The sequence below is a fragment of the Pseudomonas sp. WT-JTC genome (assembly GCF_056711565.1).
This window is the reverse complement of sequence record NZ_CM160042.1, coordinates 4,579,951-4,601,567: the sequence shown is the minus strand read 5'-3', so window position 1 is coordinate 4,601,567 and position 21,617 is coordinate 4,579,951. Positions and strand designations below refer to the sequence as shown.

Below are 21,617 nucleotides of genomic sequence, written 5' to 3'. Positions count from 1 at the left end.
TAGATTTAATGTGTCTTATTGGTGGGGGTGTCGATTGCTTTGCTTCCTGCGTCAAGGACGCTGGTGGCGGGTTTAACCCTGAATTTATTGGGTTTAAGCCCGATTCAAACGGCCCGTTGGCATTCGTCGGAAAGCGCTATTTCAAGTGATACGCTTTTTAGTCTTTGTGATTGGAAAAGTGATGTGATACAAAATGAGCCATTATTTGCATCGCTTTGTGAAGGACGCTTTCATGACCTGCTACAGCCTTGATGGCCTGACCCCGGTGGTTGACCCGAGCGCTTATGTGCACCCGTCCGCCGTATTGATCGGTGACGTGATCATCGGCCCGCATTGTTATGTCGGTCCGCTGGCCAGCCTGCGCGGGGATTTCGGGCGGATCGTGCTGGAGGAGGGCGCCAACCTGCAGGACACCTGTGTGATGCACGGTTTCCCCGACAGCGACACCGTGGTCGAGCGCAACGGCCACATTGGCCACGGCGCGGTGCTGCACGGTTGCCGGATTGGCGCCGACGCATTGGTGGGCATGAATGCGGTGGTGATGGACAACGCCCGGATCGGCCCGCGTTCATTCGTTTCGGCGGCGGCGTTCGTCAAGGCCGGCTTCGAATGCCCGGAACAGTCGCTGGTCATGGGCGCACCGGCCAGCATCAAGCGCACCCTCAGCGATCAGGAAGTGGCGTGGAAGCAGGCGGGCACACGTGAGTACCAGGAATTGGCCAGGCGTTGCCTCACGCAGATGCGGGTTTGCGAACCGCTGAGCGAGCCGGAAGCTGATCGCCCGCGCATCAGCGACAGGGGGTTGCGGCCCAAGGGCAGTGCCCTGTGAATACAAATCCCCTTGTAGGAGCGAGCCTGCTCGCGATGGACGTCAACGATGACGCGGGCTGTCTGAATGCCCGTATTGTCCGGACGTTTTTCGCGAGCAAGCTCGCTCCTACAGGTGGGTGCGATTAACAGGCAGGTTTTCGGTATATTCCTTTTCTTTTTTTGCACGGAACGCCCATGTCGTCCCTGACCCCCTTGAACCATCTGATTACACGCTTCCAGGAACAGACGCCGATCCGTGCCAGTTCCTTGATCATCACGTTGTACGGGGATGCCATCGAACCCCATGGCGGCACCGTGTGGCTGGGCAGTCTGATTCAATTGCTCGAGCCCATCGGCATCAACGAACGGCTGATCCGTACGTCGATTTTTCGCCTGACCAAGGAAGGCTGGCTGACCGCCGAGAAAGTCGGTCGTCGTAGCTACTACAGCCTGACCGGCACCGGTCGCCGGCGTTTCGACAAGGCCTTCAAGCGCGTCTACAGCACCACGATGCCGGCCTGGGATGGCTCCTGGTGCCTGGTGATGCTCTCGCAACTGACCCAGGACAAGCGCAAACAGGTGCGCGAGGAGCTGGAGTGGCAAGGCTTCGGTGCGATTTCGCCGGTGGTGCTGGCCTGTCCGCGCAGCGACCGTTCCGACGTCAACGCGACCCTGCTCGACCTTGGCGCGCAGGAGGACACCATCGTCTTCGAAACCACCGCCCAGGATGTACTGGCCTCCAAGGCGCTGCGCCTGCAAGTGCGCGAGAGCTGGAACATCGAGGCGCTGGCCGCGCACTACAGCGAGTTCATCCAGTTGTTCCGGCCGCTGTGGCAAGCGCTGCGCGAGCAGGAAAACCTGCAGCCGGCCGACTGCTTCCTGGCACGGGTGCTGTTGATCCACGAGTACCGCAAGCTGCTGCTGCGCGACCCGCAACTGCCGGACGAGTTGTTGCCCGGCGATTGGGAAGGCCGCGCCGCCCGCCAGTTGTGCCGCAACATTTACCGTTTGATCTACGCCAAGGCCGAAGAATGGCTGAACGCTGCACTGGAAACGGCCGACGGCCCGTTGCCGGATGTGGGTGAAAGCTTCTACCGGCGTTTTGGCGGACTGAAATAGCACGTCATTGTTCAGGGAGTGGTGCTGTTCAGGAGACTTGAAGCATCCGATGTCGTGTGGATTGACGTAGACAATAAAAATAAGCCTGCGTGAGGCCTGACATGATTTCTACAACTGCACAGCGCCATGATGGGTTCGACCAGTGGATCCATCAGATCAACCAGATCTGTGGCGCCTTCAACGCACAACCCCTGGGCAGCGAATTTGCCGGGCGCATCCGCGAATACCAGAGCGATGCGCTCAAACTCAGTTTCGTCGACGCGTGCCAGGCGCGGTTGTACCGTACGCCCCAGGAAGTCGCTGCGGGCGAGGGCGGCAAGTATTTTGCGGTGTTCCAGCTCGACGGCACGGCGGGCATGGCCCAGGGCGATGACAAGGTCTTGTTGTCCCCCGGTGACATCACGCTGATCGATGCCTCGCGGCCCAGCGACTTCACCTACAGCGAAAACTCCCGGCAGTTGTCGTTGATCCTGCCGTATCAACTGGTCGAGCAAACCCTGCGCTTCAATCAGGTCAGGTGCGGCCACCGGATTGCCGCCAGCTCGCCCATCGCGATGCTGTCGCACCGGTTGATCCTCGATGCGACCCGCCAGCAGCACCTGACCCGACAGGAAAGCGAAGCAACCCTGGAGGCGATTGTCAGCCTGCTGCGCCCGGCGATCAGCCAGGCCGACGACTGCACCGATGCCCATGAGCGGATTTTCCGCAAGACGCTGAATTGCATTGACGAAAACATTCGCTCCGAAGACCTGTGCCCGGAATGGCTGGCACGGGAAGTCGGCATGTCCACCCGTGGCCTGTACCGGATGTTTGCCAAGAAAGGCCTGGTGGTGGCGCGCTACATCAAGAACCGCCGCCTGGACCTGTGCGCCGAGTCCCTGCGCCAATCGGGCAAGGAGCAGAAGTTGTCGGTGCTGGGGTATTCGTGGGGCTTTTCTGATTCGAGCTACTTCTCCACCGCGTTCAAATCGCGCTTCGGCATTGCGCCGGGGGAGTATCGCAAGCAGCATGCCTGAGTTTTTGCCTGTACCTGTAGGAGCGAGTCTGCTCGCGATGAACGTCAACGATGACGCGGGCTGTCTGAATACCCGCGTTGTCCTGACGTTTTTCGCGAGCAAGCTCGCTCCTACAGGGAATAGACGTTTTACGTGCCATTGCGGAGCAACAGGCCCAACGCCTCCAGCTCGCTTTTCTCAAGATCCGAAACCAGCACGAAGCGCATGTGATTCTCTTGCCAGGACACCACGTTGAAGCCGCGGATCGTTTCGCTCCGGCGCGGTTTGTCCGCCTCCGGCGTGGGCAGGATGAACACATTGATAATGTGCTTGTTGCGCCCGTAACTCAGGGCCGCCGTGGTCTGGTGTTGCAGATAATCCAGGCGCCCGCCCAACAGTGGAAAACCCTGCGCCGAGTAATCGAATACCGGTGGCGAGAAGTCGAGTTTACCGGTGAACCAGGGTTTCACGGTATGGCGGTCGGATGACACCACATCGTTCAAATGCTCGCCCATCAATGAGCGAACGTGGCTGGAAACGGCCTCGTCCATCAGCGGTGCCTGGACGCCCGGTGTTGCCACAAAAAGCACCATGGCCAAGGCCAGCGCCGCCGCTGAAAACGCCGGCGCGAACCAGGTTCGCCAACGCTCGATGAAACGGGGTTTTGGCGGATCAACGGGGAACACACTGGCGGCCAGCGCTGCCGGTGCCCTGTAATACACCGCGCTCTGCTTCACACCAGCCACCAGCAACCGAGCCTGATCATGCAATCGCGCACATTCGGCGCAAGCGGCCAAATGCCCGGCCACATTCGCCGTGGTCGGCGGATCGAGTTCCTTGTCCAGGTAGCCATGCATCAGCGTCTGGCAAACCGTGCAGTCGAGTTCATTCATGATCGTGCAGCTTCAGTAGTTCGAGCTTGAGCATGGCGCGAGCCCTGGCGAGTCTCGACATGACGGTTCCCAGGGGAATGTCGACCACCAGGGCGATGTCCTTGTAGGGCATGTCTTCGAGCTCCTTGAGAATAATCACCTCACGAAACACAGGTGGCAGGGCGCACAGGGCTTGCTGGACCAGCGCCGCATTTTCCGTGTGAATGGCCAGCAACTCCGGGGTCTGGTCGTGGCTTGATGCTCCCGGGTCCTGGGCAACATCGTCGCCGAAAGCGACCCAGTGGCGCCCGGCCGTGGCCTTGAGCCAGGTGTAGCTTTCATTGCGCACGATGGTCAGGAACCAGGCCTTGGCGTTGCCATCGACGAAACGCTGGGAAAACCTGAAGGCGCGCAGGGCGCTTTCCTGCACGACATCGCGCGCGGCGCTGTCGTTGCCGGTGAGCCAGCGCGCGAGGTTGTAGGCGGCGTCCAGGTGGGGCGCAAACAGTTCCTCAAATCGCTTCATGGTGGTTCCCGCACTGTCCCTCTTCTATAACCATGGTCCGTGGCATTTTATTCCCCGGTAAAAGAATATTTTTCGACCGGGAATAAAGACCCGTCCCACAAGGTTTTACCTCGTGTCAGCTGCATCACTGTAGTTCGCCTGCGAGGGAAAACTGATGAACATTCATTCAAAACACCAACGACGCGTCGACGGCCTGCTCAATCCTGACCGCCGCACGCTGCTCAAATGTTCGGCGTGGGCCGGGGCCGGCGTGGTCTGGGCCCTGTGCGGCGGCATTCCCCGGGCTTTCGCCCTGGATGACGCGGGAAATGTCACAGACCCCAAGGCACTCGCCAGCAACTTCCACTTTGTGCAGGTCAGCGACTCGCACATCGGTTTCAACAAGGAGGCCAACCCGGAACCGGTCAAGACCTTGCAGGTGGCCATCGACAAGGTCATCGCGCTGCCAAAACGGCCCTCGCTGATCCTGCATACCGGGGATATCACCCACCTGTCCAAGCCCGAAGAGTTCGACACCGCCGCCCAGTTGCTCAAGGGCCTGCCGTCCACCGTGCACTACGTGCCGGGCGAGCACGACACCCTCGACGAGGGCGGCGGCAAGCTCTATCTGCAACGCTACGGCAAAGGCACCAAAGGCAATGGCTGGTACAGCTTCGATGACCACGGCGTGCATTTCATCGCGCTGGTGAATGTCTTCAACTTCCAGGCGGGCCATGAGGCGACCCTTGGCGCCGATCAATTGGCGTGGCTGGCCGACGACCTGCGCGCTGTAACGAGCAGCACCCCCATCGTGGTGTTTACCCATATTCCGCTGTGGACGATTTATCAGCCATGGGGTTGGGGCACCGAGGATGGCGACCAGGCGATTGCCATGCTGCGCCCTTACGGTTCGGTGACGGTATTGAACGGGCATATCCATCAGGTCATCCAGAAGGTCGAAGGCAATATCACCTTTCATACCGCCCGTGGCACCGCGTATCCGCAACCCGCGCCGGGCACGGCGCCGACGCCTGGGCCGATGACGGTGGCCGCCGATCAGCTGCGCAATTATCTGGGAGTCACCGACGTGCGGGCGACGCAGGGTGAGCATCCGCTGGCGCTGATCGATTCGACACTGGTCTAGGGGAGGGTAAGCGAATGAAAACGCGACTGTTGGCGGTTGCCTGCCTGATGCTGGCGATGCCGGTATGGGCTCAGGAGGTGAAGGTCAATATCAAGGAGTTCATGTTCGGACCCAAGGATCTGGCGGTCGCCGTGGGCACCAAGGTGACGTGGGTGAACGATGACGAGATCCCGCACACGGTGGCAGAGACTCACAAGGTATTTCGCTCGGCGGCGCTGGACACCGGTGACAGTTACTCCTGGGTGTTCAACACGCCGGGGGAGTATGAGTATTTTTGTGCACTGCATCCGCAGATGATCGGCAAGATTGTGGTCAGCCAATAATCCACTGATCCACTGATCCACTGATCCACTGATCCGCTGTAGGAGCGAGCTCGCTCGCGAAAAACGTCAGGACAACACGGGTATTCAGACAGTCCACGTCATCGTTGACGTCCATCGCGAGCGAGCTCGCTCCTACGGTGCGTTGAGGTTCAGAGTCGGTGTTTCATCGAAGAAATTCCACGGTTTGAGCAGCACATGCACCCATTCGGTCGGCATGATCGGCCATTCTTCGGCACGGGCGATGTGGGTGGTGCCGGTGGTCAGCCAGACCACATCGTCAGTGTTCTCGATGGAGTGGTTGTCCTGGGTGAATTGCCCCAGGCCCGAGTCCTTGTCCGAGCGGTTCGGGTACTTGCCTTCCGGGTATTTTTCCTCGGGGTTGTATTGCGTCACCCACAACTGCTTGTCCATGAAACTCAGGCGGTGGTACAGCCATTCGTCCTTGCCGAAGTTGGCACCCTTGGCCACCGGGTGCGTGCCGCCGGCGTACGGAATCAACTGATAGGAAACCGGGTTGCCGACTTTGTTTTCCTTGCTGAAGTTGGTCAGCAGGCGCACGGTCGACGGGTCGAATTTCTGCGCTGCCTGCTGCTCGTTGCCGACAATTTTGGTTTCGGTCTGCATGGTGCTGGTGCGCGGGCCGCCACGGTCGTTCGCCAATACCACCGGGTTCACTTCCACCAGTGAGTTCTGCTCGCCGTCCACGTCCATATCGAGGCGGAAGTTGTAGATGTGCTGGTGCGTGGTGCCGACGATGTTGTGGTCCAGCAGGGTGCCGTAGCGGGTGTCTTCTTTGGCGGTGTCCTCGTGCATGGTCTTGGATTTCACGCCCTTGACCGCTTCGATACCGGTGGCGCCGGCGTCGATGCCGATGGTGCCGTTCTGCTGGAAGACCCAGTCGAAGATGTAGTCGTAGTTGCCCACGGTGCTGATCCAGCGCACCACCAGCTCACGACGCTCGGTGCTGAGGTTGGGCTGGCCCATTTCCTGGTGCTTGTATTCCGGACCGGCGTAGCGCTCGAACACTGCGATGGCGCGCGGGATCGCGGTCGGTGCGCCGGTGTAGTCGGCGATGGTGGCGTCCAGCAGCACGGCGTTTTCCGGGGCGTCTTTGCCGCGGGCGATCGGTGAAGTCAGGGTGCCCATGCCGTAGTCGCCGGAGTCGAGGTAGGCCTTGAAGTACCAGCCGATATCCGGGTCGCCGTAAGGCACGATCATGCCGCCCAGCGAGCCTTCGTACATGATTTTGCGTTTCTTGCCCTTGTCGTCGTAGGTGACGGTGGACAGGATCGGACCGACCCGCGAATCGAGGCGAACGTGGAATTCCCAGTTCTGCCAGTGAATGCTGTTGCCGCTGATGGTGTAGTTCTTGCCCTCGGGCTCGGTGATTTCCAACGGTTTGACCTCGACGCCCTTGCGTCCGCGCCCGTCATACGGCGTCGGCTTCATCGGCACCGGGATCAGCGCTTCGTCTTCGATCTTGATCAGCTTCTTCTGTTCCAGATCGACAATCGCCACCAGCCCTTCAATCGGGTGCGCCCAGTAGTTGCCGTCGTCGGTGTTGAGGTAGCTGACGATTTTCAGCAGGCGCTTGTCCTGCGCCAGGCCGTCCTTGCCGTCGAAGTAACCGACGGTCAGCGGCGTGGCCACGACTTTTTTCACATCGTTGATGCCGCGCTTGGCCAGGGCCTGGGCGTATTCCGGGCTGGTCTCGACGGCCGATTGCACCGTTGCGAAATCGTCCAGGAGCACCATGCCGTGGGCGCCTTCGATCGGCTTCCAGGACTTGAGTTGTTTGCTGTCGAGATCGACCAGCGCCTCGATCACGTGCTTGCCGTCGAGTACCACGATTGAGGCCTCACGCGGCTGGGCGACGTTCTGCCCGGTCAGGGCGAAGTTCCACACCTGATCCTTGGGCGGCTCCTTGACCGAGACTTCGGTAAAGCGGAAACCGGGTTTGTAGTTTTCCGATTTCTTGACGATGTCCACGGCCGTGGTGATTTCGGCGGCGCTCAGGGGGTTGAGCGGGTTAGGGCGGGTCTCGACGACGAAGGTCTTGTCCAGCCCGGACTGGAACACCTGGTTGATGAAGTCCGTGGACATGAACGCCGTGTGGTCCTTGAACACCACCGGCACTGTCAGCTCGATACGCTTGCCGTTGAGCATCGCCACTTTACTGTCGGGCTTGACCTTGAGATAGACCCCGTCCTTGGCAATGGTGAACAGGTTGGCGTAATCGTCCCATTTCACCGTGGCACCAAAGGCCTCCAGACCCGCTTGCAGCGGCACCATGTCGGCGTGACCGCCGTGGGCCTGGGCATTGCCCGCCCAGAAAGGCAGGCCGAGGGTGCTCAGGGTGATGGCCAGGGCCAGGCGGGCAAGCGGTGTTCTTTTGGGCGACGCTTTGGGGCTGAACATGTGTGAATTCCTGGGGAAAAGCCGGGTACGGGCATTCCTGCACTTTGTTACAACCCGTCAATGGTTGCATTTGAATGCCTGCCAGATTTCTTTGCTTCCGTGCCGCCATCCAGCTTTGCTGACGAAATGCACCATGGCAAGCGGACAAAGTGCACCGGTGTGAAGGCCGCAAAGCATTGCTTCAAGTTAATAGGAAGCATTACTATTCACGCCCCGTCTCCACAGCACAGCGCAATGACCCTCAAGCTGCCCCGCAGACACGGCTTTTTCGAGCATTACGAAGAGTTGGTTGGCACCTGGACCCGTCGCCTGAGAAACCGTCAGCAGGCCGAGGACCTGGCCCACGATACCTTCGTGCGGGTGCTTGAGTCCGATTCGGCGCAGGTGGAGCAGCCCCGGGCGTATTTGCACCAGACCGCGCGCAACATCGCCGTGGATGGTTATCGGCGTGAGGACCGGCGGGGCGCCATGGAGTCAGAGGCGATCGATCTCAGTGAGTCGCCGACCGGCGACCCGGAGCATTTCATGCACGCGATCCAGTTGGCGGATTCCATCGAGCGGGCGCTCACCGAGCTGCCGGTCAACTGCCGCAAGGTGTTTGTCTGGCAGAAAATCGAGGGCCTGACCCAGGCCGAAATCGCCGAACGCCTGGGACTGTCCAAGAACATGGTGGAAAAGTATATGATCCGCACGCTTCGGCACCTGCGTGATCGCCTGGACGGGTTGCAGTCATGACCGGCCGCGCTTTCTCCTCCCCAGCCAAACAGGAACTTCCATGATGGATACTCGTGATTGTGCGTGCGGGCAGACAACGGTTCGCGATGACGCGGCGCAGTGGTTTGTGCGATTGCAGGAGCCTGTCGTCGATGTCGAAGTGCGTCGCCGGTTTCAGGCCTGGCTGGACGAACACTCCCAACACCGTAACGAATTCGAATTGCTCCAGGGGTTGTGGAGCGCCGCCGACCTGGTGCCGGCGGCGCGTTTGCGTGCCTTGTGTGAAACCCCGCCAGCCCTGAAAAAGCGTCGCCCCGTGCTGCGTTACGCGGTGGCCGCCAGCGTGCTGGCGGTAGCGCTCGGCCTGGGCCTGTTCAACGGCCTGAATCATCCAGCGCCGTACACCGCCGAGTTTTCCACGGCCCTGAATGAGCGACGCCATGTGGCGCTGCCGGATGGCTCGGTGGTCGATCTGGACAGCCGCAGCCGGATTCAAGTGCGCTTTGAAAAGGGTCAACGCAACGTTGAGCTGAGCGAAGGCGAAGCGATGTTCAGCGTCGAACATGACACCAGCCGGCCTTTCGTGGTCGCGGCGGGCAGCGGCAAGGTCACGGTCACCGGCACCCGTTTCGATGTACGTCGCGGCGCCAGCGCAACCCGGGTAGTGGTGGAGCAGGGCACCGTCAAGGTTCAAGGGCGCGACGCCGCCGACAGCGATTTCATCAATCTGACAGCTGGCCTTGGCACCCACGTCGATGCCCGGGGCAACGTTGCCGCCGCCTATGCCGTCAACCCGGCGGAAATGACCGCCTGGCGCAGCGGCAAACTGGTGTTCAACAACGCCAGCCTGGCTGACGTCGCCGAGCAGGTCTCGCGTTATCGGGAGAAACCGCTGAAGGTCGGCAACGCGGCGGTGGGCAATCTGCGCCTGACCAGCGTGTTCAAGTCCGACAACACCGACGCGCTGCTCAAGGCCTTGCCGAGCATCCTGCCGGTGGCCGTGCGCACCCTTGGCGACGGCAGCCAGGAAATAATTTCAAAATAAAATTCAGGTTTTTTTCGAGTTCATCGTCTTCCTGTTCAACTGCAACTGGTTTGCATTAACAAGCGCACACTCTTGCGATCCACAGGATTACGTTCGACGTGAAAATCTCCACCGCTAAAAACAACAAACTCCCCTGGTTGCCGCTGGCCCTTGCGCTGGCGGTCAACGTAGCGCTGCCCCAGGCCTTTGCGGCCGACGGCATCCACATCCCGGCGCAACCCTTGGGACAAGCCCTGAGCCAGTTGGGCCAGCAGACCTCGCTTCAGGTGTTCTTCAGCCCTGAACTGGTCGCCGGCAAGCAGGCTCCGGCGGTGGATGGCAACCTTTCCCCGGAAGACGCGCTGCGTCAGTTGCTGCAAGGCAGCGGCCTGCAATACCAGATCGATGAAGGTTCGGTGACGCTGATGCCGGCGCCAGCCTCGACGGCCAGCGGTCCGCTGGAGCTGGGCGTGACTGACATCAAGGTCGTCGGCAACTGGCTCGGCGATGCCGATGCCGCCGTGGTGCAGAACCACCCCGGGGCACGAACCGTGATCCGCCGCGAAGCCATGGTCGAGCAGGGCGCGATGAACGTCGGCGACGTGTTGAAGCGCGTTCCTGGTGTGCAAGTGCAGGACGCCAACGGCACCGGTGGCAGCGATATTTCCCTCAACGTCGGCGTGCGCGGCCTGACTTCGCGCCTGTCGCCTCGCTCCACCGTGCTGATCGATGGCATCCCGGCGGCGTTCGCGCCTTATGGCCAGCCGCAACTGTCCATGGCCCCGATTTCCTCTGGCAACCTCGACAGCATCGACGTGGTGCGCGGTGCCGGTTCCGTACGCTACGGACCACAAAACGTGGGCGGTGTGATCAACTTCGTGACCCGTGCGATCCCGGAACAGGCCTCTGCGGAAATCGGCACCACCCTGGAAACTTCGCAGCACGGTGGCTGGAAGCACATCGACACGGCATTCATGGGCGGCACCGCCGACAACGGCATGGGCGTGGCGCTGTTGTACTCCGGCGTGAACGGCAACGGTTACCGTGAAAGCAACAACGGCAACGACATCGACGACGTGATCCTCAAGACCCATTGGGCGCCGACCGATGTCGATGATTTCAGCCTCAACTTCCACTACTACGATGCCAAGGCCGACATGCCCGGTGGCCTGACCCAGGCGCAGTACGACGCCGACCCGTTCCAGTCCGTGCGCGACCACGACAACTTCAGCGGCCGCCGCAAGGATGTGTCGTTCAAGTGGGCGCGGCAGATCGACGATCGCACCCAGGCCGAAGTGCTGACCTACTACACCGACAGCTTTCGTGGCAGCACCATCGCTTCCCGTGACCTGAGCACACTCAACTCCTATCCGCGCAGTTACTACACCTTCGGTATCGAACCACGGGTGTCCCGCGTCTTCGATGTGGGCCCGACCACCCAGGAAGTCAGCGTCGGTTATCGCTACCTGAAAGAGGCCATGCACGAAGAAGCCAGTCGTGTGGCGCTGGTCAACAACGAGCCCGTGGTGCGTCCGGGGGCGGACGGCCATGTCTATCAGGACCGCACCGGTGGAACCGAGGCCAATTCGGTCTACGTCGACAACAAGATCGACGTTGGCAACTGGACCGTCACTCCGGGGATTCGCTTCGAGCACATCAGCACCGACTGGCACGACCGCCCGGTGCTCGATAACGCCGGTAAACGGGTGCCTGAGAAAAACCGCAGCATCGAAAGCAACGAGCCGCTGCCAGCCCTGAGCATGATGTATCACGTGTCCGATGCCTGGAAACTGTTTGCCAACTACGAAACCTCGTTCGGCGCGCTGCAGTACTTCCAGTTGGGTCAGGGCGGTATCGGCGACAACACCGCCAACGGCCTGCAACCAGAAAAGGCCAAGACCTACGAAATCGGTACGCGCTACAACGATGACGTGTGGGGCGGTGAGGTGACGCTGTTCTACATCGACTTCGACGACGAACTGCAATACATCAGCAATGATGTGGGCTGGACCAACCTCGGCGCGACCAAGCACCAGGGCATCGAAACGTCGGTGCACTACGATCTGGCCGCGCTGGACCACCGCCTGGACGGCCTGACCGCCAATGCCGGTTTCACCTACACCCGCGCCACCAACGAAGGTGACATCCCGGGCTTCAAGGGCCGTGACCTGCCGTTCTACTCCCGTCAGGTGGCCACTGCCGGCCTGCGTTACGACATCAACCGCTGGACCTGGAACCTCGACGCGTTCGCCCAATCCAAGCAGCGCTCGCCGGGCACCGGCGTGAACGCCGACGGCAGCTTCAACGGCAACTACATCACCGAAGGCAGCGCCGACGGCCAGTTCGGTGACATTCCGGGTTACGTGACCTGGAACGTGCGTAGCGGCTATGACTTCGGCCCGCAGGTGTCGAACCTGAAGCTGGGAGCGGGGGTGAAAAACATCTTCGACAAGCAGTACTTCACCCGCTCCAGCGACAACAACTCGGGCATGTACGTCGGTGCGCCGCGCACGTTCTTCGTGCAGGCCAGTGTCGGGTTCTGATAGACCGAGGTGCCCCAGAAACCCTGTGGGAGCGGGCTTGCTCGCGAAAGCGGTGTGTCATTCAGCATTGATGTTGGCTGACACTACGCCTTCGCGAGCAAGCCCGCTCCCACATTTGGTTCGCAGGTTTACCGGTGGAAGCTTTTCAGACCTTCAACACTTTCCCGCCAACGGCCACCGCCACCAGCAGCACCGCCATCAAGGCAAAGGCAAAACTCAGGCTGCTGCCATGGGCGATGAAGCCGATCACGGCCGGCCCCGCCAGGATGCCCGCGTAACCCAGGGTGGTAATGGCCGGCACGGCGATGCTCTCGGGCATGACTGTCTGCTTGCCCACGGCGGTGTACAACACCGGCACGATGTTCGAGCAACCGGCACCCAGCAGCGCATAACCCACCAGCGCCGCCTCCCAACCCGGTGCGAAGGTCGCCAGCAACAAGCCTGCGGCGGCTGTCAGCCCGCCGAACACAATCACTCGTTTCGCGCCCAGCCGCCGTACGATTTTGTCACCGGTCAGGCGTCCCACGGTCATGGTCAAGGCAAACGCTGCGTAGCCGAGCCCCGCGTAGGCGGTGTCGATACCGCGCTCCTGCGCCAGGAACACCGCGCTCCAGTCCAGTGCCGCGCCTTCGGCCAGGAACACGATGAAGCACATGCCACCGATGAACAGGACGATGCCATGGGGAACGGCAAACGCCGGGCCCGAACTTTCGCTGCCATAGGGCAACAGGTGTGGCACGGCCTTGGCCAGTGCGATCAACAGCAGCACGATCACCACCAGCGTGGCGCCCAGTGGTGAAATGCCGAGCCCGAGCAAGGCACTGACACCTGCCGCGCCGACTATGCCACCGAGACTGAACAGGCCATGGAAACCCGACATCATGTTCCTGCCGCTGGCGCGCTCGACGATCACCGCTTGCAGGTTGACCGTCGAATCCACCGTGCCCAGGCCCGCGCCGAACATGAACAAGGCAGCGATCAAGGCCGGAATCGACGACACCGTCGCCAACAGTGGCAGGGCGGCACAGATCAGCAGGGTCCCGCCGGTCGCCACGCGTCGGCAGCCGAAACGGGTGGCCAGGATGCCGGCCAGAGGCATTGCCAGAATCGAACCCACGCCAAGGCTCAGCAGCAACAGGCCCAGGGTGCCTTCATCCAGCCCGGCCCGGGCCTTGGCATAGGGCACCAGCGGCGCCCACGCGGCGATGCCGAACCCTGCGATGAAGAAGGCGATGCGCGTGGACATCTGTTCCAGGCGGCCGGGAACGAAGGTGGTTTGGTTGTTGAGGCTGGTCATATCAATCCCTGGCAAAAAACGTCACGTCCTCAACGGACAGTGATCGGCCGGCGAGGGTTCGATCAGTGCCCGGAAAGTTTTGCGGTCAAACAGGGCGACATCGTTGCACAGCGCCGCTGTGTTTCGCGATATGTTGAGCCATTCCAATGACACACGGAGGGCGCCATGGCGCAGAGGTACGATGCACGGGGCAATATTTACATCGTGGTGGCGCCCGAAGAACTGCGCCGCCAGGGTATCGACTTGCCCCTTCAGGCCGGCCACGCCGCACAAAGCCGTCAGGCATGGGCCGTGGCGGCCATCGAGGCTTGCTGTAGCTGGGCACCCGGCACGCAGCCGGTCGGCGGCAAGGATCATCGCAGCGACGGATTGCTGGTCGGACCGTTCCAGGCGTCGTCTCCCTTCGATCTGCTGATCGTCAACACCGATGGCACGCTGGCCGAGCGCAGCGGCAACGGGCTGACGATCTTTTCTCAGGCGCTGAGCGACCAAGGTTTTTTTGCGCAGGGCGAAACCTGTGAACTCAGGGTGCATCACGATAAAACCGACACGGCTTCACCGGGGCAGACTTCGGTGAAAACCGCTCAAATCGAGGGCGTGAAGGGTTTCTGGCTTGACCTTGGCCAGCCTGGGTTCGGGCCGTCGGCGGTCAGTGCCGCGGGCGTTGAAACGGCGCTGTTGAACGGCCATGAGCTCAGCCACGTCAAACAGTTGTCGACACTCAATGGCGCATGGTCGCGCAGCCAGTTCGCGCGGGTCGGCAACCCGCATTGCGTGACGTTGGTCGACAGCGCCGATGCCTTGCCGAGCAACGAGCAGATGCGCGAGCCGGCGTTGGGCGAAGGGCTGACGCGAATCGCCTACGCGATGCCGACCGGGGCAGGACAACCTTGTGTTGCGGGGATCAATCTGCAATGGGCGATGCGCTTGTCCGCAGGGCACATCGCTGCACGGGTGTTCGAGCGGGGCGAGGGGCCGACGGCGTCGTCGGGGACCAGTGCCAGCGCAGTGGCCTGTGCGGCGTGGCGCGTGGGTTGGGTCAGTGCCGGGGAAGTGAAGGTAACGATGCCGGGGGGCACGGCGCCGATCTTGCTGGAGGAAGAGCAGGGGACGTTGAGTCGGGTCAGCCTGTTTGGTACGGCTCGAATGATCGATTGATTGTCAGATCGCCTTCGCGAGCAAGCCCGCTCCCACAATTGAGCGAGTTGCCCGGACAAACGCGATCAAATGTGGGAGCGGGCTTGCTCGCGAAGAGGCCTGCCCAGTCAACACCAAACTCAGCTCACCCCACTGAACTCCACCACCGGTATCGTCCGCTTCATCAACACCTTGCCATCGCGCACCGAGTACAGCGGCAACCCCTGGCTGCGGATGACCTCGTAGTCACTCTCGGCCGACAGGATCAGCAGGTTCGCCGGTCGCCCGCGTTCCAGGCCATATCGATCGCCGAGGTTCATGGCTCTGGCGCTATTGTCCGTCACCAGGTCCAGCGCACTTTGCAGGTTGCGATAACCGAGCATGTGGCAGATGTGCAGACCGGCTTCGAGCACCCGCAAGATGTTGCCATTGCCCAGCGGATACCACGGATCGACGATGGAGTCCTGGCCGAAACACACGTTCATGCCCGCTTCCAGCAACTCGTTGACCCGGGTCACGCCCCGGCGTTTCGGGAAATTATCGAAGCGCCCTTGCAGGTGGATGCTTTCAGTGGGGCAGGAGACAAAGCTGATCCCCGAATGCCCGAGCAGGCGAAACAGCTTGGCGCAGTAGGCGTTGTCGTAGGAGCCCATGGCCGTGGTGTGGCTGGCCGTGACCCGCGAACCCATGTCGCGGCTGCGGGCCTCTTCGGCCAGCACTTCGAGAAAGCGTGAGTGCGGGTCGTCGGTTTCGTCGCAATGCACGTCCACCAGGCAACCGCTGCGTTCGGCAAGGTCCATGAGGAACTTCACCGAACTGACGCCCTGATCGCGGGTGTATTCGAAATGCGGAATGCCGCCCACCACATCCGCCCCCATGCGGATGGCTTCTTCCATCAACTCGCGACCATTGCGGTAGGACTCGATGCCTTCCTGGGGGAACGCGACGATTTGCAGGTCGACCAGGTGCCGGCTTTCCTCGCGCACTTCGAGCATCGCCTTGAGCGCAGTCAGTTGCGGGTCGGTGACGTCGACGTGGGTGCGCACATGCTGGATGCCATGGGCGGCGAGGGCCTGGATGGTTTTCCGGGCGCGGGCCTTGGTGTCTTCCAGGGTGATGGTTGCCTTGCGCTCGCCCCAGCACTCGATGCCTTCGAACAGCGTGCCGCTCATGTTCCAGCGCGGCTCGCCGGCGGTCAGGGTCGCGTCGAGATGAATGTGCGGCTCGACAAAGGGCGGCACCACCAGATTGCCGCCGGCATCCAGATCGTCAGGGCCCAGGGTCGGGGCTTCGATCTGGCGGGAGATGCTGCTGATCCGGCCGTTTTCCAGGTACAACTCATGCAGGCCTTCCTGGTTGCGCAGACGGGCATTGATGATGTGCATCGGGCGGATCCTTTTAGCGAGTCGTATAGGCAATACCTCTACGTTAGCTCGCTGGTGGCAACTCGTGCCAGTGACATTGATCAGCGTAATCCAAATGTGGGATTTGGGTTTGTTCAGGAGATTTTTTGCAGGGGCAAGAACCGCATCAAGGCAGCGATGACTGCTTCAGGCGCGTCTTCCTGGACCAGGTGCCCGGCGTTGGGTATCGGATGGAACTGCGCGCCGGGAATCATCTGGTGTAAGGCCCGCCCGCGTTCGACGGGAATCCACCGGTCGTCTTCACCCCAGAGAATCTGCACCGGGCAGCGAATCGTCGGGTACAACCCCTGCGCCTCAAGGGTGTAGCGCTCGTCCATCTGCGCGATCTGCCGGTAGAACGCCGCTTGCCCCGGTTCTCCCAGCCATGGCTGTACGTAGGGGGCGAGTTCGGCGTCGGGAATGTCGCGCTGGATGGCTCCGCGAATATAGGCCGGCACGATGGCGCGCTGGATGTAATCGGGCAATCCGATGAACGCCGCTTCATGCTGACGCACATGCTGCACGAACGGCGAACCCCAGGGTGTCAACGCTACCGGGTCGATCAGTGTCAGGCTGCGGTAATCCTTGCCATTGAGCAGATGCGTGCGCAGGGCGGTGGCGCCGCCGAAGTCGTGGGCCACCACGTCGGGGCGATCCAGGCCCCAATGCTCCAGCAGTTGCGCCAACAGCTGGTTTTGCACGCCCAAGGACACATCGCCATCCGGCTGTGCGGATTGCCCGTAACCCAGCAGATCGAAGTAGTACACGCGGTGTGTGGTGATGAAGTGCGGCGCTATCCGGTGCCACACCCAGGAAGAAAAGGGCGTGCCATGCACGAACACCAGCGGCGGGCCGTCGCCGTGAATGGCGTAGCGCACCTGATGTCCTTTGAAGTCAAAAACCTCATCCAGCGGCTGTAGGAGCGAGCTTGCTCGCGAAGAACGTCAACGATAACGCGCGGCAGCTGGCAGCCCGCGGGGCTCTGGCGTCCATCGCGAGCGAGCTCGCTCCTACAGGTGGGGGCTATTCGCCGCGATAGATGCAACCGCTGGTGCAGGTTTCGTGGATGCGGATCGCACTGAGTTCCGGCAACAGAGGCTTCAATTCCTGCCAGATAAACTTGGCCAACACTTCGCTGGTCGGGTTTTCCAGGCCAGGAATGTCGTTCAGGTAGTTGTGGTCCAGACGCTCGTACAGAGGCTTGAAGATCTCTTTGATTTCCGAGAAATCGCGGATCCAGCCGGTGTGCGGGTCGAGGTCGCCGCTCAGGTGGATCGCCACTTTGAACGAGTGACCGTGCAGGCGCCCGCACTTGTGGCCGTCCGGTACGTGGGGCAGGCGGTGGGCGGATTCGAAGGTAAACTCTTTGAAAATTTCCACAGTATCTTCAGCTCTGTTCAGGTGGCGTTCGCCGCAGCGATTCGGGCAGGTGGCGAGTTTACCAGTTTGTCCTGACTAAAGGGTCAGCAAGCGCTCGCCCAGGCGACCGTTGGCGGCCAGTTCGAGGAATTCGTCGCCCATGCGGCGGCTTTCGTCCATGGTCGTGCGCCAGTATTTCTGCCGGCTCGGGGCGTCGCCCATGAAGCGCTTGAAGTCGTTACGGTCTGGCAGCTTGCCGTAGGGCAGGCGCGCCAGATAGTCCTTCGACGGCGCCAGCAGCAGCACGTTTTGCAAGCGCGCCGGGCAGGCGCGGCGCCACGGCAGGGTCTTGTCGAACCAGCCGGGAATCACCCGATCGGTGAAATGCGGGTAAAGCACGATGTCGTTGCCGCTGTAAGGCAGGTCCAGGTGGTAGTCCAGCAAGCCGCCGTCGCGGTAGGTGCCGGCGCCAGCGCCCGGCAGGTCGCGCACACCTTCCATCACCATCGGGATCGAGCCCGAAGCCAGCAGGGCCTGGCGCAGATTGCCGGCGTTGAGGGCGACGAAGCGCGACGGGAAGTCGTGCAAGGCGTCGACCGGCGGCGCCAGGCGCGGGTCGTGGATGATCAGGCGTTCGAAGTGTCGGGCCAGCCGTGCCCGGCCGCGCAGGTTGTCGGCGATGACCGAGGACAGGCCCAGCCCGAGGCGTCCGCGGTGATCGTCGGCGAGCAGGCCGTGGCTTTTGACCACCATGATGTTCAGGCGGTAATCGCTGTTGTCGAGGATCGAGGCATCGCGACCTTCGAGCAGGTCATTGAGCATGCGCTGTGAGCTCTGGCTGATCTGCGCCATGGTCACGCCCTTGGCGAAATTCTGCTCGGTGTACAGCTGCCCGAGACGCCGGATGCCTTCGGCGGCGTCTGGCAGGCAGGCGCTGGCGAAGCGCCAGGAACCCACCGATGCACCAATCAGCGAACGTTCCCGCGGTGCCGCCGGCAGCCACTGGCCGAACAGCGCCAGGTCCAGCCCCTGAATCCCCAGCGCCTTCGGACCGCCGGCCGCACCGGGCAAGGTGCCGACTTCAGCCGCATCCAGGCCGTTGGCGCGGATGTGCGCAAAGGCGCGCGGACCGGCCTTGAGGGTCAGGGAAGGGAACTTGATGTGGATGGCGGTCATTACGGTCTCGATGTGTGGCCAGCAGAAATTATAAACACGAACACTGTGGGAGCGGGCTTGCTCGCGAAAGCGGTTTGACCGTCAACATTGATATCGACTGACACGGCCTCTTCGCGAGCAAACCCGCTCCCACAGGGAATGTGTAATGGCCAGCAGTAATGGCCATTCAGCTTCAATTAAGTTCGTCCAGCTAAGGTGTCGCCCACGCCCGGGAACCTGGCCCGGATCAAGCGCCGGAATTGCAGACGCTGGTACCATTGCGGCTTTCGAGAAGCTCACACCACTCGCACTGGCCAGTTCTACCGATGATCGGCAGCAGGGTATCGACCGGGATCTGGAATCAGACGCTGTCAGCGGGCAGGTTCTCAAGAATCATCAGGATTGGTAATGAAGGTGTTTTTATTCAATCGATGCGCCGGCGGCCGGATGGCGCTGCTGCTTCTGGCATTTTGCTCAGCGGTGATGGCCCGCGACCTGGACCAGGATGAAGCCCTGCGCCTGCGTCAACAGGGCGTGATCCTGCCGCTGGAGCAACTGCTGCAGCAGGCAATGGATCGCTACCCCGGCTCGAAACTGCTGGAAGCCGAGCTCGAAGAAAAACACGACGTCTACATTTATGAAGTCGAGTTGCTGACCCCTGAAGGCGTGGTCCGCGAACTGGGCATCGATGCCGCCAACGGTCGCTTATTGAAAGACAAGGAAGACTGATCCATGCGTTTGCTTCTGGTGGAAGACCATGTGCCCCTGGCCGACGAACTGCTGGCCGGTCTCAACCGCCAGGGTTATGCGGTGGACTGGCTGGCCGACGGTCGCGACGCGGTGCATCAGGGCAGTACCGAACCTTACGACCTGATCATCCTCGACCTCGGTTTGCCCGGCGTGCCGGGGCTTGAGGTGCTGGCGCAATGGCGCGCGACGGGGCTGGCCACGCCGGTGCTGATCCTGACGGCCCGTGATTCCTGGGCCGAGCGCATCGAAGGCCTCAAGGCCGGTGCCGACGATTACCTGACCAAACCCTTTCATCCCGAAGAGCTGTTCTTGCGCATCCAGGCGCTATTGCGCCGTTCCCATGGCCAGGTCAACCAGCCGACGCTCAAGGCCGCAGGGCTGCACCTGGACGAAAGTCGCCAGTGCGTTGTCCGCGACGGTGCGGACATTCAACTGACTGCCGCGGAGTTTCGCCTGTTGCGTTATTTCATGCTGCACCCCGAGCAGATCCTCTCCAAAAGCCACCTCGCCGAACACCTCTACGACGGTGAAACCGCGCGCGATTCCAATGTGCTGGAGGTCCACGTCAACCATCTGCGCCGCAAGCTCGGCAAAAGCGTGATTGAAACCCGTCGCGGCCAGGGCTATCTGCTCGGCGGGCAAGCCCGGTGAGATCGATCCAGCGCCGCTTGAGCCTGGGCCTGATCAGCGTGATGGTGGTCGTTGGCCTGGTGCTGGCGCAAACCAGCCTGTGGCTGTTCGAAATGGGCTTGCAGCGCTACCTCGAAGCCGGGTTGCGCAATGACAGCGAGAACCTGCTGGCGGCCCTCGTGCGCGGGCCGCAAGGCTTGCAACTGGATGAACGACGGCTGTCGCCGGCCTATCAGCGGCCGTTTTCCGGGCATTATTTCCGCATCGATTTCGCCGACGGCCATTGGCGCTCCCGTTCCTTATGGGATCAGGAACTGCCGGCACTCGATCAACCCGGCCTGCACGACAACCTGCAACTGGGGCCGGAAGGGCAGCAGTTGCTGGTGCTGCGTACGGACTATCGACGTTCGGGGGTGCCGATTTCCATCAGCGTCGCCGAGGATTACACGCCGATACGCGAAAGCTTCCGGCGGGTGCAACAGCTTGGGTTGGGCCTCGGTTTGACCGGGCTGCTGCTGATTTTGCTGCTGCAGCGGATTACCGTGCGCCGCGCCTTGCGGCCGCTGGAGCAGGCGCGCGAACAGATCGCGCAGTTGCAGCGGGGCCAGCGCTCGCAACTCGATGATCAGGTGCCGGTGGAACTGGAGCCACTGGTGGCGCAGATCAATCACTTGCTGGCCCACACCGAGGACAGCCTCAAGCGCTCGCGCAATGCCCTGGGCAACCTCGGCCACGCGTTGAAAACGCCGTTGGCGGTGTTGTTGAGCCTGGCCTCGAGCGAACAGCTTGAGGCGCACCCGCAATTGCGCAAGACCCTCAGGGAACAACTGCAGCAGGTCGAACAGCGGCTCAACCGGGAGCTCAATCGTGCGCGGTTGTCCGGCGATGCGTTGCCGGGCGCACTGTTTGATTGCGATGCCGAGTTCCCCGGATTGCTGGCAACCCTGAACATAATCCATGGCGAACACCTGGCGCTGAGCTACCGCGCACCGACCGGCCTGCAATTGCCATGGGATCGTGAAGACCTGCTGGAACTGTTGGGCAACCTGCTGGATAACGCCTGTAAATGGGCGGATGCCGAGGTTCGCGTGAGTGTGGCCGAAACGGCGGACGGGTTTGAACTGAGTGTCGAAGACGACGGCCCGGGCATCCCCGAAGAGCGTCGCGATCAGGTGTTCAGCCGAGGTACGCGGCTGGATGAACAAACCCATGGGCATGGCCTGGGGCTGGGCATCGTGCGCGACATCGTCGATAGCTGGGGCGGGAAACTGTCGTTACTGCAAAGCGAATGGGGCGGGCTGAAGGTCGTCATCGAATTACCCAGACACTGAGATCCATTGTGGGAGCGGGCTTGCTCGCGAAGGCGGTGTGTCAGTCGATAAAAATGTCTGCTGACACTCCGCCTTCGTCGGAACGCCG

Annotated in this window: 20 protein-coding genes and 1 pseudogene; 13 read left to right on the top strand and 8 right to left on the bottom strand. The window is 61.6% G+C overall.

The window, feature by feature from the left end:
• Positions 1–232 precede the first annotated feature (232 nt).
• The 3 genes from paaY (at position 233) to feaR (ending at position 2,945) form a co-directional block, all read left to right on the top strand.
• Positions 233–829 (top strand): phenylacetic acid degradation protein PaaY, encoded by a 597-nt coding sequence (paaY, locus tag AC06G5_RS20925; RefSeq protein WP_413423125.1) that lies wholly within the window; start codon positions 233–235, stop codon positions 827–829.
• A gap of 176 nt (positions 830–1,005) precedes the next feature.
• On the top strand, positions 1,006–1,929 hold the full coding sequence (gene paaX, locus AC06G5_RS20920; RefSeq protein ID WP_413704370.1) for a phenylacetic acid degradation operon negative regulatory protein PaaX: 924 nt from the start codon (positions 1,006–1,008) through the stop codon (positions 1,927–1,929).
• A gap of 101 nt (positions 1,930–2,030) precedes the next feature.
• A complete protein-coding gene (feaR, locus tag AC06G5_RS20915) occupies positions 2,031–2,945 on the top strand; it encodes a transcriptional regulator FeaR (protein WP_413423003.1) in 915 nt (304 codons plus the stop codon).
• A gap of 128 nt (positions 2,946–3,073) precedes the next feature.
• Here the strand turns inward: feaR and AC06G5_RS20910 are convergent, their stop codons facing one another.
• Together AC06G5_RS20910 and AC06G5_RS20905 are read right to left on the bottom strand one after the other, a co-directional pair.
• The gene (locus tag AC06G5_RS20910; protein WP_413704372.1) at positions 3,074–3,817 is read right to left on the bottom strand and encodes an anti-sigma factor family protein; all 744 of its coding nucleotides are present in this window, start codon (positions 3,815–3,817) and stop codon (positions 3,074–3,076) included.
• On the bottom strand, positions 3,810–4,322 hold the full coding sequence (locus AC06G5_RS20905; protein WP_413423007.1) for a sigma-70 family RNA polymerase sigma factor: 513 nt from the start codon (positions 4,320–4,322) through the stop codon (positions 3,810–3,812). The genes AC06G5_RS20910 and AC06G5_RS20905 overlap by 8 nt, the downstream gene beginning before the upstream one ends.
• A gap of 154 nt (positions 4,323–4,476) precedes the next feature.
• Here AC06G5_RS20905 and AC06G5_RS20900 point away from each other — a divergent pair, with 154 nt between their 5' ends.
• Both AC06G5_RS20900 and AC06G5_RS20895 read left to right on the top strand, forming a co-directional pair.
• Positions 4,477–5,445, top strand: a complete 969-nt coding sequence (locus AC06G5_RS20900; protein WP_413423009.1) for a metallophosphoesterase family protein — start codon at positions 4,477–4,479, stop codon at positions 5,443–5,445.
• A 14-nt stretch (positions 5,446–5,459) separates the two neighbouring features.
• Positions 5,460–5,768: a cupredoxin domain-containing protein gene (locus AC06G5_RS20895; RefSeq protein WP_111285877.1), complete on the top strand. Its 309-nt coding sequence runs from the start codon at positions 5,460–5,462 to the stop codon at positions 5,766–5,768.
• A gap of 132 nt (positions 5,769–5,900) precedes the next feature.
• Here the strand turns inward: AC06G5_RS20895 and tynA are convergent, their stop codons facing one another.
• Complete coding sequence (gene tynA, locus AC06G5_RS20890; protein ID WP_413423011.1) at positions 5,901–8,186, bottom strand: primary-amine oxidase; 2,286 nt, start codon at positions 8,184–8,186, stop codon at positions 5,901–5,903.
• 234 nt (positions 8,187–8,420) lie between these two features.
• On the opposite strand from tynA, the gene AC06G5_RS20885 reads away from it, so the two are divergent.
• The 3 genes from AC06G5_RS20885 (at position 8,421) to AC06G5_RS20875 (ending at position 12,467) form a co-directional block, all read left to right on the top strand.
• Positions 8,421–8,921: a sigma-70 family RNA polymerase sigma factor gene (locus tag AC06G5_RS20885; protein ID WP_413423013.1), complete on the top strand. Its 501-nt coding sequence runs from the start codon at positions 8,421–8,423 to the stop codon at positions 8,919–8,921.
• 40 nt (positions 8,922–8,961) lie between these two features.
• Entirely contained in the window at positions 8,962–9,945 is a 984-nt protein-coding gene (locus tag AC06G5_RS20880) for a FecR family protein (protein WP_413423015.1), read from the top strand.
• Between the two features lie 98 nt (positions 9,946–10,043).
• Entirely contained in the window at positions 10,044–12,467 is a 2,424-nt protein-coding gene (locus AC06G5_RS20875; protein WP_480458241.1) for a TonB-dependent siderophore receptor, read from the top strand.
• A 145-nt stretch (positions 12,468–12,612) separates the two neighbouring features.
• Here the strand turns inward: AC06G5_RS20875 and AC06G5_RS20870 are convergent, their stop codons facing one another.
• Positions 12,613–13,764 (bottom strand): MFS transporter, encoded by a 1,152-nt coding sequence (locus tag AC06G5_RS20870; RefSeq protein ID WP_413704376.1) that lies wholly within the window; start codon positions 13,762–13,764, stop codon positions 12,613–12,615.
• Between the two features lie 165 nt (positions 13,765–13,929).
• Here AC06G5_RS20870 and AC06G5_RS20865 point away from each other — a divergent pair, with 165 nt between their 5' ends.
• The gene (locus AC06G5_RS20865) at positions 13,930–14,922 is read left to right on the top strand and encodes a diaminopimelate epimerase (protein WP_480458240.1); all 993 of its coding nucleotides are present in this window, start codon (positions 13,930–13,932) and stop codon (positions 14,920–14,922) included.
• A gap of 119 nt (positions 14,923–15,041) precedes the next feature.
• On the opposite strand, the gene codA is transcribed toward AC06G5_RS20865, so the two are convergent.
• The 4 genes from codA to AC06G5_RS20845 form a co-directional block, all read right to left on the bottom strand.
• Complete coding sequence (codA, locus tag AC06G5_RS20860) at positions 15,042–16,286, bottom strand: cytosine deaminase (RefSeq protein ID WP_413704378.1); 1,245 nt, start codon at positions 16,284–16,286, stop codon at positions 15,042–15,044.
• A 113-nt stretch (positions 16,287–16,399) separates the two neighbouring features.
• Positions 16,400–17,182: an alpha/beta fold hydrolase gene (locus tag AC06G5_RS20855; RefSeq protein ID WP_480458239.1), complete on the bottom strand. Its 783-nt coding sequence runs from the start codon at positions 17,180–17,182 to the stop codon at positions 16,400–16,402.
• 145 nt (positions 17,183–17,327) lie between these two features.
• Entirely contained in the window at positions 17,328–17,684 is a 357-nt protein-coding gene (gene queD, locus AC06G5_RS20850) for a 6-carboxytetrahydropterin synthase QueD (protein ID WP_008021670.1), read from the bottom strand.
• A gap of 75 nt (positions 17,685–17,759) precedes the next feature.
• The gene (locus AC06G5_RS20845) at positions 17,760–18,839 is read right to left on the bottom strand and encodes a patatin-like phospholipase family protein (RefSeq protein WP_413423027.1); all 1,080 of its coding nucleotides are present in this window, start codon (positions 18,837–18,839) and stop codon (positions 17,760–17,762) included.
• Positions 18,840–19,036: 197 nt separating this feature from the next.
• On the opposite strand from AC06G5_RS20845, the pseudogene AC06G5_RS20840 reads away from it, so the two are divergent.
• From AC06G5_RS20840 to AC06G5_RS20825, 4 genes and pseudogenes are all read left to right on the top strand, one after another.
• Positions 19,037–19,134: pseudogene (locus AC06G5_RS20840) on the top strand (PepSY domain-containing protein); the annotation flags it as partial.
• Positions 19,135–19,226: 92 nt separating this feature from the next.
• Entirely contained in the window at positions 19,227–19,547 is a 321-nt protein-coding gene (locus AC06G5_RS20835) for a PepSY domain-containing protein (protein WP_413423029.1), read from the top strand.
• Positions 19,548–19,550: 3 nt separating this feature from the next.
• On the top strand, positions 19,551–20,219 hold the full coding sequence (locus AC06G5_RS20830) for a response regulator transcription factor (RefSeq protein ID WP_480458238.1): 669 nt from the start codon (positions 19,551–19,553) through the stop codon (positions 20,217–20,219).
• The gene (locus AC06G5_RS20825) at positions 20,216–21,529 is read left to right on the top strand and encodes a sensor histidine kinase (RefSeq protein ID WP_480458237.1); all 1,314 of its coding nucleotides are present in this window, start codon (positions 20,216–20,218) and stop codon (positions 21,527–21,529) included. Before AC06G5_RS20830 ends, AC06G5_RS20825 begins: the two co-directional genes overlap by 4 nt.
• Positions 21,530–21,617 lie beyond the last annotated feature (88 nt).

Bases quoted from the DNA above. Each gene is read 5' to 3' on its own strand.
- paaY (WP_413423125.1), top strand. From the start codon at position 233: ATGACCTGCTACAGCCTTGATGGCCTGACCCCGGTGGTTGACCCGAGC.
- paaX (WP_413704370.1), top strand. From the start codon at position 1,006: ATGTCGTCCCTGACCCCCTTGAACCATCTGATTACACGCTTCCAGGAA.
- feaR (WP_413423003.1), top strand. From the start codon at position 2,031: ATGATTTCTACAACTGCACAGCGCCATGATGGGTTCGACCAGTGGATC.
- AC06G5_RS20910 (WP_413704372.1), bottom strand. From the start codon at position 3,817: ATGAATGAACTCGACTGCACGGTTTGCCAGACGCTGATGCATGGCTAC.
- AC06G5_RS20905 (WP_413423007.1), bottom strand. From the start codon at position 4,322: ATGAAGCGATTTGAGGAACTGTTTGCGCCCCACCTGGACGCCGCCTAC.
- AC06G5_RS20900 (WP_413423009.1), top strand. From the start codon at position 4,477: ATGAACATTCATTCAAAACACCAACGACGCGTCGACGGCCTGCTCAAT.
- AC06G5_RS20895 (WP_111285877.1), top strand. From the start codon at position 5,460: ATGAAAACGCGACTGTTGGCGGTTGCCTGCCTGATGCTGGCGATGCCG.
- tynA (WP_413423011.1), bottom strand. From the start codon at position 8,186: ATGTTCAGCCCCAAAGCGTCGCCCAAAAGAACACCGCTTGCCCGCCTG.
- AC06G5_RS20885 (WP_413423013.1), top strand. From the start codon at position 8,421: ATGACCCTCAAGCTGCCCCGCAGACACGGCTTTTTCGAGCATTACGAA.
- AC06G5_RS20880 (WP_413423015.1), top strand. From the start codon at position 8,962: ATGATGGATACTCGTGATTGTGCGTGCGGGCAGACAACGGTTCGCGAT.
- AC06G5_RS20870 (WP_413704376.1), bottom strand. From the start codon at position 13,764: ATGACCAGCCTCAACAACCAAACCACCTTCGTTCCCGGCCGCCTGGAA.
- AC06G5_RS20865 (WP_480458240.1), top strand. From the start codon at position 13,930: ATGGCGCAGAGGTACGATGCACGGGGCAATATTTACATCGTGGTGGCG.
- codA (WP_413704378.1), bottom strand. From the start codon at position 16,286: ATGCACATCATCAATGCCCGTCTGCGCAACCAGGAAGGCCTGCATGAG.
- AC06G5_RS20845 (WP_413423027.1), bottom strand. From the start codon at position 18,839: ATGACCGCCATCCACATCAAGTTCCCTTCCCTGACCCTCAAGGCCGGT.
- AC06G5_RS20835 (WP_413423029.1), top strand. From the start codon at position 19,227: ATGAAGGTGTTTTTATTCAATCGATGCGCCGGCGGCCGGATGGCGCTG.
- AC06G5_RS20830 (WP_480458238.1), top strand. From the start codon at position 19,551: ATGCGTTTGCTTCTGGTGGAAGACCATGTGCCCCTGGCCGACGAACTG.